Below are 14,371 nucleotides of genomic sequence, written 5' to 3'. Positions count from 1 at the left end.
ATGTCAAATTTAACTGCGGTGATTTTCGGGGCAACAGGCGGGATTGGTCATGCGATTGCGCATCATTTTGCTGAAAAAGGCTTAAACTTAATTTTGGTTGGGCGTAAGCAAGACACCTTGCAACAACTAGAGCAAAGTCTGGCGCAGCAGTATCCTCAGTTGCAATTACACAGTCTGCGTTGTGATTTAATTGATGCCAGCAGTCGTCATGATTTTATTCAGGCACTTGCCGCATTAAAACAGCCGATTCATTACTATATTAACAATGCAGGCATGAATGATTTTCGTCTGTTTGCGCAGCAATCACAGGATACCATTGAGCAAATGATGTTGGTCAATGTGGCTTATCCGCTGCAACTGATTCAGGATGTGATTCCATATATGTCGGACAGTCAGCCGAGTCAGATCATCAATATTGGCTCGACTTTTGGCAGCATCGGCTATCCTGGCTATGTGAGTTATTGCGCCAGTAAGTTTGCCTTGCGTGGTGCAACTGAAGCGTTGGCGCGAGAGTATTGTCAGACTGCCATTCGTTTTAGATATTTCTCCCCACGCGCGACCAATACCAGTATGAACAATCCCGATGTGATTGAAATGAATATCAAAATGGGTACAAAAGTGGATTCACCTGAATTTGTGGCACAAGAACTGTATCAATTTTTACAAACAGACCGTCAATCCTATCAGGTCGGTTATCCTGAAAAAGTCTTTGTCAAACTGAATCAGTTGATGCCTAGCCGAGTCGCAGCTGCCATTCAAAAAGATTTAGACACCATTTATGAATATGCAGATCAAAGCAAAGCGTCCTTTATTCAGCAAACTTCCGCCTCATAAATGATATTTTTTTCGATAACGCCATAAGGTGGTTCGGCTAATGCCCAAGGCTTGTGCCACCAATTCAGTTTGCCCCTGATATTTTTCCAGTAAATCCTGCAGTGTGTCTTTATCTACTTTATTGTTGGTTTTGATGGGCAGCTCAATAGGTTGTGGCGTTGGGGTAGCTGTGGCGAGTTTCAAACTAGCATGCACAATTTCATCGGGTAAATCGTGTTGATCAATTTCCGTTTTACCTGCTGACATGGTCAATGCATACAGCAAGGTATTCTTTAATTCACGCACGTTGCCCGGCCAGTCGTAATTGATTAATACCTTCAGTGCTTGCTCGGTCAAATGTGGCGTGACCTGAAACTGGGCTTGTTGTTGCAAAATAAATGCTGCAATTTTAGGGATATCTTGTTTACGTTCACGTAGTGGTGGCACAAAAATTGGAATCACCCGTAAACGATAAAGTAAATCTTGGCGAAATCTGCCTAAACGCGCTTCTTCACGTAAAGCGCGATGGGTTGCGGTAATAATTCTGACATTCGATTTAATCGCTTTTTCACCGCCCAAAGGGGTGAATTCGCCCGTTTCTAATACTCGCAATAATTTGGCTTGCAGTTCCAGTGGAATTTCTGCAATTTCATCTAAAAATAAAGTACCACCTGCAGCACGTTCAAACACACCTTTATGCTCACGAATTGCCCCTGTAAATGCACCTTTCACATGCCCAAACAATTCACTTTCTAAAATATTGGCATTTAAAGCCGCGCAGTTAATCGCAATAAAGACTTGTGCATGCCGTTGGCTGCGTGCATGTACTGCTTGCGCCACCAACTCTTTACCACTACCAGATTCACCACGCACCAAAACAGGAAACTCAGTAATCGCTACCCGTTCAATAATGGAATACATATGCTGCATTTGTGGCGAATCACTATGGAAAAACTCCGCCAAACTATTTTGTGCTTGGGCAGATGGGGTGAGTGTTTGTGATGACACTGTTGCAACGCTAGGCTGCAGAAAGAATAAACATCCTGTGAAATCGGCTGTATGGACACGAATATTTAAGCTGTGGTAGTGCCATGCCTTAGCACTATTCGGGAGTTGCAGCAGACCTGTCTGTGGTTGTGATGCTGATTGTGATTGTAGTTTTAATTTCAATAATTGGTTTTTTAATGTTTTACCCGTAGCTGCAGAAACAGAAGCATCTTGTGCATATTCATAAATCCATGTTTGAGCAATGTCGTCATAAACATAGAGCAAACTGTCTGGACAAAGTTGTTGTAAATGAAACAAAAAGCTTTCAAGACTGGCTTGTTGTTCAAAGTCATGTATCGCATTCATGATGTTTCATCTTTTGTTTCATTATTGATTCAATTGAAACACAAAATGCAACAGATGTGAAACATGGAGGATGATCTAAATTAAACAATATCTCTTAATATATTGTATTTTATTAATATATTTAAAAGAGATTAAGTTGGCACTATATTTGCAAAATTAAGAATAACAAAATATAAAACTCAGTATCTATCTCATGATCTTTCATCAATTTTTTGAAGCTGACAGCTCGACCTATACTTACTTATTGGCATCTGAACAAACCCGTGAAGCGGTGCTGATTGACCCTGTAATTTCAGAGGTTGAGCAATATGCTGCTTTTCTAGAACAGCATGATTTGCAATTGGTGTATAGCTTAGATACGCACGTACACGCTGACCATATTACTGCTGCCAACGAACTCAGAACACGTTTTGGTTGTAAAACTGTATTACATCGTAATTCAGGTGTGGTGTGTGGCGATATTTTCATTACCGATGGCAGCGCCATTCGTGTGGGTGAATTATTGATTGAAGCACGTTATACCCCGGGTCATACCAACGCCTGTACCAGCTATGTGGTCAATGGCATGGTATTCACTGGCGATGCGTTGTTAATTGATGGTTGTGGTCGTACTGACTTTCAGGAAGGCAACCCAGCGACTTTATATGACAGCATTCATCTACAAATTTTTAGCTTACCTGATGACACTTTGGTGTACCCAGGGCATGACTACAAAGGGCGTGTGTCTTCTACCGTTGGGCAGGAAAAACGCAATAACTCGCGTTTAGGACAAGGGCGCACCAAAGCGGAATTTATTACCCTCATGCAGAATTTAAACCTGCCTTATCCAAAACATATTGATGTGGCTTTGCCTGCCAACAAAGTTTGTGGCAAGTGATGTTTGCACAGCACAACATAGTGATGGAATAGGGGGAAATACGCATGTGGATGTTAATCCTAGAAGGCTTGGCGATTGGTACTTTGCTGGGTTTAACTGGGGCAGGGGGCGGTATTCTTGCCGTTCCTGCTCTTATGGCAAGCCAAGGCTGGACTGTGGCGCAGGCTGCACCCGTGGGTTTATTGGCAGTCACTTTGGCAGCTTTGGTTGGCACAGTTGAAGGCTTGTTCAAACGTATTGTGCGTTATCGTGCTGCATTGTGGATTGCCTTAATCAGTATTCCATCTGCACGTTATGGGGTGCATTTGGCAGGTATTGTCCCGCCCATTTGGTTAACACTGGCGTTCAGTCTGGTCATGTTTATTGTGGCGTATCGTATTTTCTTTAATAAAGTCAACGACCAAATTAATCCACCGTGTAAGGTAAACCAAAACACAGGACGCTTAATTTGGAATGTTAAAACGGCGTCTTTGCTTGGTGGTGTTGGTGTAATTGCAGGCTTGCTGACGGGTTTGTTGGGTGTGGGCGGTGGTTTTATTATTGTGCCGTTATTGCGTAAATTTACCGATTTGGATATGCGCAGTATCGTCGCAACCTCTTTGATGATTATTTTCCTGATTGGTGGCGTGAGTATTTCAGCACACGTTTTAGATGGCTTTCAGTACCCAATGGCAGTCACCATCACCTTTGTTCTGGCGTGTATTGTCGGGATGTTACTTGGACGTACTTTGGTACATCGCATGAATAGCAATACTGTACAAAAGGTATTTGCTACAACAGTCATTGGTGTTGCGTTCTACCTCATTTATACAGCGATTATGGCTTAAGTCTAATATTTGGATACTATGTTTTTACTTTGAACTGCAGTATTGTGAATAGGTAACGTATTGTTAAGTGTAAGAAAAAGCACTAGACCTAGACCAAATTAAAGATTAGTTTAGCTGTATAAGATGACAAGGAGCCAAGAATGAAAAAACATTTATTTTGTGTGGGTGTCGAGTTCCGCAAAGCATCCGATGAAACAGGCTCTTATGCGTATTTGACCGCATATTTAGGCGCAGATGACTTACATGAAGCGATTGATCGCGTTCAGAAACAACTGGAGCAAGAAGGCAATAAAGTATTGTTCGTTCGTGGTTGCTGGGTTGTCGATGCCGATTGTGATGATGGTTTCTGCCCAACTGAAGAAAGTAATGCTGCCTCTAAAGCAGACCTACTGTTCAACGATGAAATCTATTATGGCAAATTGCAGCAATGGTCTATCAACAATGGCTATGAATACTGAGTAAAATGTTGGCTGAATAAGATGCCGATGGGTTCAGTTTACTGACCTGTGAATATTTAAAAAACCGCGTTTGAATGATTTAAGCGCGGTTTTTATATTGAGCTAAAACATCAGTTTCCAGCGCTGAAAACTTTAGAGCCTACTTAAAAGGACGTCCTTCGCCTTGTTCTTCATAAGTCACACCATCTCGAATGTGGTACAAGCGTTTAAAGGTAGGGATGATTTTATCGTCATGTGTGACTACAATAATTGCAGTTTGAAATTTTTCTGCCATTTCGTGTAATAAGCGAATCACGGTCATCGCGCGTACACTATCCAATGGTGCAGTGGGTTCATCGGCTAAAATCACAGGCGGTTGATTAATCAAGCCACGTGCAATGGCGACACGCTGCTGTTCACCACCAGACAATTGTCCAGGCATAGCATGTACCCGATGCTGCACATCGAGCGCCGTTAAAATTTCCAATGCGCGGGCGCGAGCAATGTCATTGGCTATGCCTGCCAACATTGGCAGCAGCGCTACATTATCCAAAACATTTAAAAAAGGAATTAAGTACGGGGTTTGGAACATAAAACCAATTTTGTCGCGGCGTAAGGCACTTAAGTCTTTGACTAACCAACGTTGATCAAAAATCACCTCATCGCCCAAAGTCATGCGTCCTTCGGTAGGATCAATCACTGCACCTAAACATTTGAGTAAGGTACTTTTGCCCGAACCTGAGGGGCCAATCAGCCCAACTACTTCACCGGGCGCAACCTGCATATTGACATCTTTTAAGGCATAAAAGGCATTGTCACCTTGTCCAAAACGCTTTTTTAAACCTTCAATTAAAATGCCGTGTGTCATGTTATCCCCCAATTGCTTCGGCAGGGTCAATACGCAGTGCCATCCGAATTGCAACCAAACTGGCTAACATGCAAATCAGCATCACCGCAAAAAATCCGAAAATCGAATCTTGTGGAACCAATAAGACATATTTGGGGAAATATGGTGCTGCAAAAGTTGAACTGATTTTACCGACAGCAAATCCAATTAATCCCAGCGCGAGTGCTTGTTGCAAGATCATCCAAGCGATTGTGCGATTGCGTGTGCCGATTAATTTTAAGACCGCAATTTCACGAATTTTGTCCATAGTCAGGGTATAAATAATAAATGCCACAATCGCGGCGCTGACCAAGGCCAAAATCACTAAAAACATGGCAATTTGTTTGGCAGATGTGGCAATCATTTTGCTGATTAAAATGTATTCCATCTGCAGGCGGGTATAGACTGTCAGTTGTTGCCAACGCTGAATATGGGCAGCTGTTTCTTCAGCCGAAGCGCCTGCATTTAAACGGACTAAAATGGCGTTTACATAACGGTTGCTGCTTTGTGCATTGAGTACGCTTTCAAGCAAGTCAGGATAAGCAGGGCGATTATAAATCGGGTTTTCTGCAGTTCGTCTACGGTCTTGTAAAATGGCAGCATTGTCCTTTTGGAATTGCGCCTGTTGTGCATCTTTCAGCGGAATAAAAATCATCGGGTCACCACCCGAAGACACCATGCGTCGGGTTAAACCCACCACGGTAAAGGTGTTACGACGGATTTTAATACGATCACCCAACTTTAATCCCGTACTAATGTCGGCTACAGCTTCATAGTGTCCACGAGTCAATTGACGTCCTGCCAACAAGTGTGGTGGCCACCCCAAGTTATTCCACGCATGTTCACCTGTTTGAATCCCGACCACCATCGAGCGAATATCTTTGTCTTGATGATGCACTTGCATGGTCAAATAAGTAATATTTGAAGCATGCGCCACCCCAGGCATATTCATCACACTACGATATAAATCATCACGTACACTTGAAGGTTCTGCATAAGGACCAAGCGTATCTTGCTGTACAACCCATAGGTCAGCACCACTGTTATTCAGCAGGGCTTTGGCATCATCTACCATGCCGCGATACACACCAGCCATAATTAAGGTCACACCAATCAGCAAGCCGAGTCCAAAGCCAGTAAATACAAATTTACCCCATGAATGGAAAATATCACGACCTGCTAGACTAATCATTTAGCTGCTCCTGCAAGTTGCTTCACAACCCGTAAACGGTTTTTGGCATGCAGTGGTTTTTCGCTATACAGTACCACTTGATCATTTTCAGATAAGCCTGCGAGCACTTGCACATCGCCCGCTAAATTTGAACGTCCCAATTGAACTTCAACAAATTGTGGTTTTTCTGCTGCAACTTTCCACACCCCCACTTGGTTATCGATACGGTGAACTGCCGCATTGGGAATGGTTAAACTGCGTGCCAATGGTGCGAGGCTGATGGTGACTTCTGCTAACTCACCCAAAGGCGGAAGAGGCGTTGGTGGTTGATTAAAAACCACCTTGGCTAAAATTTCTTCGGTAATGGCATCGGCACGGGGTTCTACCCATAACACATGACCTGCCAAAGCATTATTTTGCCGTGAACGTAAATGAATTTGAGCAGGTAAACCTGCAGCTAAACCAATCGCACTGGATTGATCGAAACGGGCATTCATCCAAATGGAGTTAGGATCGACAATTTCTAGTACTGTTTGACCTGCCACGACTGTTGAACCCGGTTCTGCATAACGTGCAGTGACGACACCTGCGGCTGTGGCCACTAAATTTAAATTATCGCGCTGTGCTTGTAAGGTGTTTAAGTCTGCGCGTGCTTTATTGAGTTCTTGTTGCATCGCGCTGAGTGCCGCCGTTGCCAAATCGAGCTCTTGTTGTTTAATGGCTAAAGATTCTTGGCTGGTGGCATTGATTTTGGCCAGTTGTTGATAACGCTTGACTTGTTGCTGCGCAAAATTTTGACGGATTTGAGTGTCTTGTTGCTGAGCGGTAATTTTTTGGATTATCGCACGTTGAGCCAATAAACGATCTTCCAAATCGACAGGATCCATTTCGCCTAACAGTTGTCCTGCTTGTACGTTATCGCCAATATCTACTTTTAAGTTTTTTAAGCGACCTGCTGCAGTTGGGCCAATTTTATAGTTATAACGCGCTTCAACGGTAGCTATGCCAAACAGGCTAGGTTGAATGGATTGATATTTGGCTTGCGTGAGGGTGACGTTGACAGGGGCAAATGGGCCTGTGCGTAAGACTACGTAAATTAACAATAAAACCAAAGCTACAATGACCACAATCACGGAAATCGTTCGCTTGCCTAAGGGAAATACCTGCATGTGTACTCCGCATAATTTTTTATCAATTAAGGAGAATATAATCTATTTTGTTATTGTGCGGGAGAGTTATTCGGTTTGGGGGATGAAAGCGAAAAATGTTTGGAGATGAATAAACCGTCCAATAAAAAGGCTTAAATCCTAAAAGTGGATTTGAACCTGTATTGTGCAAAAGTGAGCAATCCTGATCATTTTTCGTGAAGTTTTACCTCAATTTGATAGTCGTCTTGGGTCACTTTAATTTTATGGTCTTTATATTTACGTTTGCTTGGCGAGAGTGCAGAGCTAGTCACTGCCTTATGGAAATCACTATCTGACATGAAAAAATAATAAGCCTTATAGCCCAATAATATTTTCTCAATTTTATTGCCTTTAGTCTGAGCATCACTGATCAATGAATTTAGATACTTTAAGCTGATGTTTGCTGACATTCCTGAACCTTAAAATATAAAGTTGAAATTTCTAAGAATTTATAAGCAACAAACATTACAAATTTATGACAAGGGTTGTTTGAGAGATGTACTTCGCTTCAGGTCATTATAGATCTAAATGTTGTGGGTCAAATTGACGCAATTTTGACCCAATTTATTCAAATTTGGGTCAATTTGTTCTGGATAGCATTGGACGCAAAACCCATAGAAAAAGCCTTAAACACTGATGTTTAAGGCTTTTTTAGTCATATTTAGTTATGTAACTTCATATGAATTTAAGAATTTGGTGGGGTGGCGTCAATTGAACAAACTTAATAAGTTATTGTTTATAAATAATAAAAATATTATTAAAAAGTTAGGGATACAAACTGGGATACAAATTATGTGCTGCTAGGCTGTTTTCTTGTCGGGTTTGGTGGGGAAAAGGGGAGTCCAACTCAGGATTTAAACTCGCTCGTACGCCCACGCTTTTTTTTAATTCTCTAGCACTTCAACAATTGTTTGCTGTGTTTTTTCGCTCCTCTTTTTGGTGGAACGAAAACCTAAGTATTTAAGCTGCTCACCTTATTGGTGGCTCAGGTGGGATTAGATTTAGAATCTTATCCATTGTGAGTTACTTTAAGTTACTCAGTTACTCACTAACTATCTTTAAGCATTTCCACTATCGTTTCGGTGATTGCCGAAAGGCACTTGGTTGTTTGGATGCGCTCAAATTTGAGCATATCCCCCAGTGGGGGGTAGTCCTATGTTCAGGCTATTTGTAGCAGTAAACCGCCCGAATAATCACACTGTAACTCTATTGGGATTTTAAAGGTCAAAACCACACTTTAACTCGCTCCCTCGCGTGCGCGCGCGTAGTTGTTACGAAATGCAAAATTGCGCTAGTCCTACTGTCAGTAAATGTTAGTTTTTCGGACTACTGCGTAAATCCTAAGTAATCCTAAGTTCACAACCTCACAAAACCTCACATTTAGAACGCCGTAGCAGTTAACAAAAAGTTAACTTTTTAACAAAAACAGAAATTTTTTTATACGTGCGATTGGCTGCGGTCTAGGTTTTGAATCATGGTACAGCTATTCACCGCCCCCCGATGGTTAGCCAACGTATTTTTGCGTTTACCTTAGAAAACAATAAATTATTGATAGAACAATCAACACTACTTGCACTCTATAAAAAAGGGTGCAAGCCTGCTGCTATCGCATCTGTAAGGGTGTAGCACTGTGCAAGTCCTGTTTAATCCCATGATGGTTTTAAACCATGTCTATTCATAAAGGCATGAAAGTTTGCAATGCAATATTGCTCTGACTTTCGCTCTAGTTCGTCATGCCTCTGTACCAATCTGTTATAGGTTGAATGGTGCATCCCTTTAGGCTTCAATTTATGCCACGACTTCATGAATGCGGTGTCATACTGCCAGTTAAGTTTATTCCTGATTTTATACATGCCGATTCGGGTGCTTTCTAGTTTGCAACTCTGCTGTGTGCTGTAGTTCAGTTTGTGGCAAGTTCTACAGAAAAACATTGAATTGCGTAGGTATAGCTTTGCAACTCGCTTAGAACACTTTGGGCAATTAAACCAATATCGCTTTCCACCGTAGTTGCATGGTGTGGTGACAACATCCACTAAATAGCGGTGCTGCTGCTCGTTGCATGTGTAGCTTAATGTTAAACCGCCGTTATCGTAGTGATATGTTATAGATGAAAATACTTCTTGAGAGTCGCCTTTTCGCCATGCCCATGAGTTACTTCCTCCACCATCAAATACCTTATATCGAGCCATGACTCGGCTGTCCAAGTTCAAACAATCTTCAATTTGACCGTGTGTTTTTTCCATTGATAACCTCGCTTTAATTGATAGGTATTAAATCAGGCTCAATGCCTTATGTACTCTGTGTTTCAGTCATTTTACAGTGTTTTCAATATGAGATTTCACTAATGATTTAGGTTGGCAATCATGGTCTAGGTTTTGTCTAATTAGACTTTGCCGATCTAATGCGGTCTAAGATGCCCAGTTATCAAGTAATACTTGAATACTGAATTACAGCCAAAAAAATACCCATACTGGGGAGTATGGGCAAAACTAAAAACTACAGCGATTTTTCTACATCAATTATAAAACAGTTTACTGCTCACTTGCTTTGCTGTTGGTCGGAAAGTGAAGTGCATCACAGCAATTGCAGAACATCGGCTTTTATCTCTGTGACTTCCCGATCTGCACCGCTTTGGTCTTTCCACTTCCTTGTTCTCATGCTGCCCTCAATATAAACCTTGCTGCCTTTCTTTAGGTACTTACTAGCAATCTCGGCTAATCGGTTGTTAGTGCTGATTCTGTGCCATTCTGTAGCCTCTTTGCGCTCTCCAGTGGTCTTGTCTTTCCAGTGGTCAGTAGTTGCAACGCTAAAATTGGTAACGCTACCGCCGTTGGGGAAATTCTTAGTTTCAGGGTCACGACCTAATACACCCATTACGATTGCTTTGTTCACGTTTGGCATTGTTCAATTCTCAAATATATTTCATTTATCTAAAAAGCTGACTAAATGACTAAATTGCTCTGTATGCCTTTATATATAAGGCTTTGCGTTCAGTAGTCACTAAATAACGCAATGACTAAGTGACTAAATGAATATAGTTTTTAGTCATCCACTTAGTCATTTAGTCAAAGCCATTTTTGCTGACTGCTAAGTGAAAAGCCTTGCCCTGTAAGGCTTACAGCTTAACTTAGTCACTTAGTCACGATTCCAGTAATAAAGGGTTAATTACAACGTATCGAGTACGCCCTAGTGATTCAATCTTGATGTGGTGTGAATCCTCTAGTTGCTGAATAACCATTTCCAAAAGGTTTTTGTTTTTCTGCATAGGTCTAGGGCATGAGGTTTGTATATATGAGTAAGTAAGTCTGTCTGTTTTTTGCTGCACACATTTACCGACAATCCACTTAATCAGCTTTTCAGCATCACTTTCCGCTTTAACCTCAATTTCTGCATACATTGCCCATTCATTTAATGAATGTTTGACGACCTCACAAGCTCCTTTTAGGGTTTTACCATCAATCTGTTGCAATCCCTCAAAATAAGAAAATACCGTTGCTAAACGGCGTGCCAATTGGCTTGCACGGCTCGCAAACGCTTGTAGGTACTCAAAACGCTTTCCTACACGTTGTAGCGACTCAATGACGTTATAAAACTCCGTATCAATCGCTATGGCTTCCTCATTCATAGGGATGACATACCGCCCATTATGCAACTCATGCTCTGTCTGCACCTGTGGGCAGCTATCGAGCAATGATTCGCACCGTGTCCAATAAGCAATAAGCCTGTGGTCTTTGTTGGCGTTTTTGTTGCGATATGCTGCATTTTGTAGGCGTGTGCCTGCCAAGTTTTCAGGAATAGTTAAGATGAATCTAGGCAAAAAGCCTTGTCCTCTTAGCACTGGGTCTTTTAAGGCATTGTCTAAAACTTCACGCTGCCCTTGTAGATTAAACGTCACTCGAACGTCATGCGCCCGACCACTGCCATTGAGGTTTGACTTTGAGCGTGTACGTTCCACATATCCATCATCAAACAATTTTGTATAACCGCCTAATGCTTGGTTACGTGTATCGGCTTTCATGGTATGCCCACCGAAAAATTGCCCTGCTTCATCACTTGAGATTGAAGCATTTTGCAAGATTCCATCAATAAACAATCCTGCAATAGATTCAAGGGTAATGTCACTGTATAGGGTGCTTGGGTCATTCGGTGGTGGATTCTCTGCACAGTACGCCTCACGGTCTTTTTTTGGCAATCCTGCTTGCCCACTTTTCCATTGCTCTAACTCGGTTCGATATATTTCGTACTGCTTGCGCTCATATTCCAAAATCGCCCGATCTGCTAGATTTTTGCTTGTACTCTTACGGCTGCCACTTTGCCCCTCTGTGAGTAAAAATAGGCTGCATGGCTCGCCGTGTGCTTTGAATCTATCGGGTGCATTTACTTTAGCTTGGGCAATATGTGACATTGCACCAATAACACATTGAGCAGTCATGGCTATGGGTGATTGCACATGCTCGGAAATAGCCAAAACCGCTTCTTTTGCCAATAAGGGCAGTGCATCAATAGGGTAAGGGTTGCTTGCTGCTGATTCCTCTTGTTGTAGTGGCAGCAACTCGCCCCAGTGTTGAGAATCTGCATCTTGATTGAATGCACCTGATTCAATAATTTGCTTCCGTTTCTCAAGAAAAAACGTTTCTATTTGTTGAGAGGTAAACGCTCTAAAAGAGTCATCAACTTGAACAAATAAATCAGCGTTGTTTACTGGGGTAGACTTGCCTGCAATCAATCTAAAAACATTTTCAGGCATACCACTGTTTAAAATCTTGTACGCTTCATCTAAACTTTGATGCAGCAAAACCGCTTTGCCTGCCTTAGCAAGTTGAATAAATAAATCCATATCATTTGTACCGACTACATACGATAAATGAGGTTTATTTAAACCACTTGCAAACAATCCTTTTTTACCAATAATGAATGACACTTGTTGGCTGTCTATTTCTTTAAATGGTGTTGTGGTGGTGTCGTATTTTCTTGCTGTACCTCTGATTGCATAGCCTATAACCTCGCTCAATTCGGTTGGATTTATGAGCGTGTAGGCTTCGCAATTTTCACAGTTATAACTAGGCAATTTAGAACAAATATAGCTCTCAGGCTTAACTTTGAAATTGCGCTCATCAATACAATTTGGCGCAAAATCTTCTAGCTGAAAAAACTCTACCCGATGCCCTGTTACTGGGTCGATATTCACCACTATAGGCGTTGGCTTATTTAAAATATCAGGGTGTTTTGCATTCATACTTCACCCCCTTTTATTCTTTCCCATTCCTCACGGTAGTGTTCAGCTTGTTCTTTGTGGCAATTTGCACGGTGTTCAGCAAGGTATTGGTGCATACCTAAGATTTCATCAAGCTGCATGAAGCGATACTCTGTTTCTACTCCAATCTTGTCTAATTCAGCTTTGATTTTCTTAATGTGTAGGTTTAGGTCATGCAGTCCCATTGCTGCCCAACTTAAACCCTCTGCTGCCAGTGCATTTACGTCTTGCATATCGCCAGCATGGTATTGGTGAGGGATAGCTTTAGCATTTTGATTAGGCATGATGATTGCCTCCTGATATTTTTGAGTTTTGAGAGATTTCACCATGTTTAAAACTGGTGAGGGGATTCACTCTCGGTATATCAGTACCGCCCAACATATTCGCCATTGCTGACTTATTTTGTTGTGTCATCCCCTCATAGAGGGATTGCAGCCTTGTTGGCGTAGCTGAAACGCTTGCGCTTGTTTTCTGCGCAGCTTGAGAGGCTTTGCAAAACTTGGGCACAATAAAACCACAATGACGCTGTGGGGTGACGCTGATATTTTTTGAGAGGTCTACAGCATAAACAGAACGGCTTAGAGTTGCAATAACAAAGCAAAACAAAACAAAGCACATACCCAAAAGTAGTCCTCTAAACATTTCTAAAAATAGCTCTTTCATGCTTCCACCTACTGCACACGGTTAAAATTGGTGTTGGGATTAATCAAAACCCCATCATTTGATAATCCGACCTTTTGGCGGTTATCCATCATCTGTAATAAATGCTGCTCTGCTTCCTCAAAGCTAATGCCAAAGTGCTTTGCAATGTCCTCTAGGCGGTACATGGGTTCGCCGTCATCCGTGTAACCGCTTGGCGGTGGCAATAGGTTTAATTCCTTAGCCTTTTGGTGCATTTCCTCTTTGATATGCTCAGGCGTGTAGTGCATTGTTAAAATGAGTGCCTGCTCGGTGATGGGGTGGTCATCTCCGTATTGCTTCACCATTGCTTTGTAGTGGTCAAAGGCTTTAAAAAATTCAGGGTCAATATGCTTATTCATGCTGCCACCTGCTTAATAAGTTCATAACGTGCATGTCTGCCAATGCCTGACTTATTGCGCTCGTTATGGGTCACAATGTCATAACCTGCATTTCGTAAACGCTGAATAATTGCGCTCAGTCGATAGCAGTTGAATAGGTCGATAGCCTCAGCTTGGGAGAGGGTTTTGCCTTGTTTAAGGTGTGCTAGGACTTGTTTTAATTGAGTGTTATTCATTGATTAAACCTCCATAGTTGCAAGGCTTAAACGCTGCTTGTTGTGCCACTCTACAAGCTCTGTATAGTCGAAATAGACTGGTGCTTGTTTGGTGTCGCCAGTCTTAATAGGTCGGGGAAATGTGGCATCTGTACGCACGATATGGCGCAATGATTCACGGCTTACATCAAGAATTTGGCAAGCTGTTTTGAATTGAACACGGATTGGTTGAATAGTCATAAAAAAACCCATACATGAAAAAGTATGGGTTAAGTATGTTTTTGTTTTTTAATGGGAAATAGGTGGTAAGTGCTACTTGCTATACATTAAGA

At 41.9% G+C, this 14,371-nt stretch carries 17 protein-coding genes; 4 read left to right on the top strand and 13 right to left on the bottom strand.

Going from position 1 to position 14,371, the window contains the following annotated elements; all coding sequences use genetic code 11:
• On the top strand, window positions 1–834 hold the full coding sequence (locus FTT71_RS10215) for an SDR family oxidoreductase (protein ID WP_096902277.1): 834 nt from the start codon (window positions 1–3) through the stop codon (window positions 832–834).
• Here the strand turns inward: FTT71_RS10215 and FTT71_RS10210 are convergent.
• Window positions 829–2,166, bottom strand: coding sequence for a sigma-54-dependent Fis family transcriptional regulator (locus tag FTT71_RS10210; protein ID WP_096902278.1), 1,338 nt, complete (start codon window positions 2,164–2,166; stop codon window positions 829–831). The two genes, FTT71_RS10215 and FTT71_RS10210, sit on opposite strands and share 6 nt — an antisense overlap.
• A gap of 193 nt (window positions 2,167–2,359) precedes the next feature.
• Here FTT71_RS10210 and FTT71_RS10205 point away from each other — a divergent pair, with 193 nt between their 5' ends.
• The 3 genes from FTT71_RS10205 to FTT71_RS10195 all read left to right on the top strand — a co-directional run bounded on the left by FTT71_RS10205 (window position 2,360) and on the right by FTT71_RS10195 (window position 4,328).
• Window positions 2,360–3,043, top strand: coding sequence for an MBL fold metallo-hydrolase (locus tag FTT71_RS10205; protein WP_136144181.1), 684 nt, complete (start codon window positions 2,360–2,362; stop codon window positions 3,041–3,043).
• Window positions 3,044–3,087: 44 nt separating this feature from the next.
• Window positions 3,088–3,870: a sulfite exporter TauE/SafE family protein gene (locus FTT71_RS10200; RefSeq protein WP_154320426.1), complete on the top strand. Its 783-nt coding sequence runs from the start codon at window positions 3,088–3,090 to the stop codon at window positions 3,868–3,870.
• Between the two features lie 140 nt (window positions 3,871–4,010).
• Window positions 4,011–4,328, top strand: coding sequence for a hypothetical protein (locus tag FTT71_RS10195; protein WP_004975369.1), 318 nt, complete (start codon window positions 4,011–4,013; stop codon window positions 4,326–4,328).
• A gap of 139 nt (window positions 4,329–4,467) precedes the next feature.
• Here the strand turns inward: FTT71_RS10195 and FTT71_RS10190 are convergent, their stop codons facing one another.
• From FTT71_RS10190 to FTT71_RS10140, 12 genes are all read right to left on the bottom strand, one after another.
• Entirely contained in the window at window positions 4,468–5,175 is a 708-nt protein-coding gene (locus tag FTT71_RS10190) for an ABC transporter ATP-binding protein (protein WP_179996024.1), read from the bottom strand.
• Between the two features lies 1 nt (window position 5,176).
• Window positions 5,177–6,385, bottom strand: coding sequence for an ABC transporter permease (locus tag FTT71_RS10185; protein WP_180044271.1), 1,209 nt, complete (start codon window positions 6,383–6,385; stop codon window positions 5,177–5,179).
• Complete coding sequence (locus FTT71_RS10180; RefSeq protein ID WP_019383618.1) at window positions 6,382–7,533, bottom strand: efflux RND transporter periplasmic adaptor subunit; 1,152 nt, start codon at window positions 7,531–7,533, stop codon at window positions 6,382–6,384. Before FTT71_RS10180 ends, FTT71_RS10185 begins: the two co-directional genes overlap by 4 nt.
• 185 nt (window positions 7,534–7,718) lie before the next feature.
• A complete protein-coding gene (locus tag FTT71_RS10175; RefSeq protein ID WP_004975383.1) occupies window positions 7,719–7,961 on the bottom strand; it encodes a hypothetical protein in 243 nt (80 codons plus the stop codon).
• Between the two features lie 1,490 nt (window positions 7,962–9,451).
• Window positions 9,452–9,580, bottom strand: coding sequence for a hypothetical protein (locus tag FTT71_RS13355; protein ID WP_257221924.1), 129 nt, complete (start codon window positions 9,578–9,580; stop codon window positions 9,452–9,454).
• A 545-nt stretch (window positions 9,581–10,125) separates the two neighbouring features.
• A complete protein-coding gene (gene ssb, locus FTT71_RS10170; RefSeq protein WP_180044273.1) occupies window positions 10,126–10,452 on the bottom strand; it encodes a single-stranded DNA-binding protein in 327 nt (108 codons plus the stop codon).
• Window positions 10,453–10,690: 238 nt separating this feature from the next.
• Window positions 10,691–12,787 (bottom strand): YfjI family protein, encoded by a 2,097-nt coding sequence (locus FTT71_RS10165; RefSeq protein WP_257221926.1) that lies wholly within the window; start codon window positions 12,785–12,787, stop codon window positions 10,691–10,693.
• The gene (locus FTT71_RS10160) at window positions 12,784–13,089 is read right to left on the bottom strand and encodes a hypothetical protein (RefSeq protein WP_180044275.1); all 306 of its coding nucleotides are present in this window, start codon (window positions 13,087–13,089) and stop codon (window positions 12,784–12,786) included. Before FTT71_RS10160 ends, FTT71_RS10165 begins: the two co-directional genes overlap by 4 nt.
• The gene (locus FTT71_RS10155; RefSeq protein WP_257221927.1) at window positions 13,082–13,468 is read right to left on the bottom strand and encodes a hypothetical protein; all 387 of its coding nucleotides are present in this window, start codon (window positions 13,466–13,468) and stop codon (window positions 13,082–13,084) included. The genes FTT71_RS10160 and FTT71_RS10155 overlap by 8 nt, the downstream gene beginning before the upstream one ends.
• Window positions 13,469–13,476: 8 nt before the next feature.
• Window positions 13,477–13,845, bottom strand: a complete 369-nt coding sequence (locus tag FTT71_RS10150; protein ID WP_180044277.1) for a hypothetical protein — start codon at window positions 13,843–13,845, stop codon at window positions 13,477–13,479.
• A complete protein-coding gene (locus FTT71_RS10145) occupies window positions 13,842–14,060 on the bottom strand; it encodes a helix-turn-helix domain-containing protein (protein WP_019837972.1) in 219 nt (72 codons plus the stop codon). Before FTT71_RS10145 ends, FTT71_RS10150 begins: the two co-directional genes overlap by 4 nt.
• A 3-nt stretch (window positions 14,061–14,063) precedes the next feature.
• Window positions 14,064–14,279, bottom strand: a complete 216-nt coding sequence (locus FTT71_RS10140) for a transcriptional regulator (RefSeq protein ID WP_180044279.1) — start codon at window positions 14,277–14,279, stop codon at window positions 14,064–14,066.
• Window positions 14,280–14,371 lie beyond the last annotated feature (92 nt).

It is taken from the genome of Acinetobacter sp. YH01004 (assembly GCF_013420455.1).
Lineage (GTDB): Bacteria > Pseudomonadota > Gammaproteobacteria > Pseudomonadales > Moraxellaceae > Acinetobacter > Acinetobacter towneri.
Note: the sequence above shows the minus strand (reverse complement) of the source record. Positions and strands in the feature narration are given on the sequence as shown.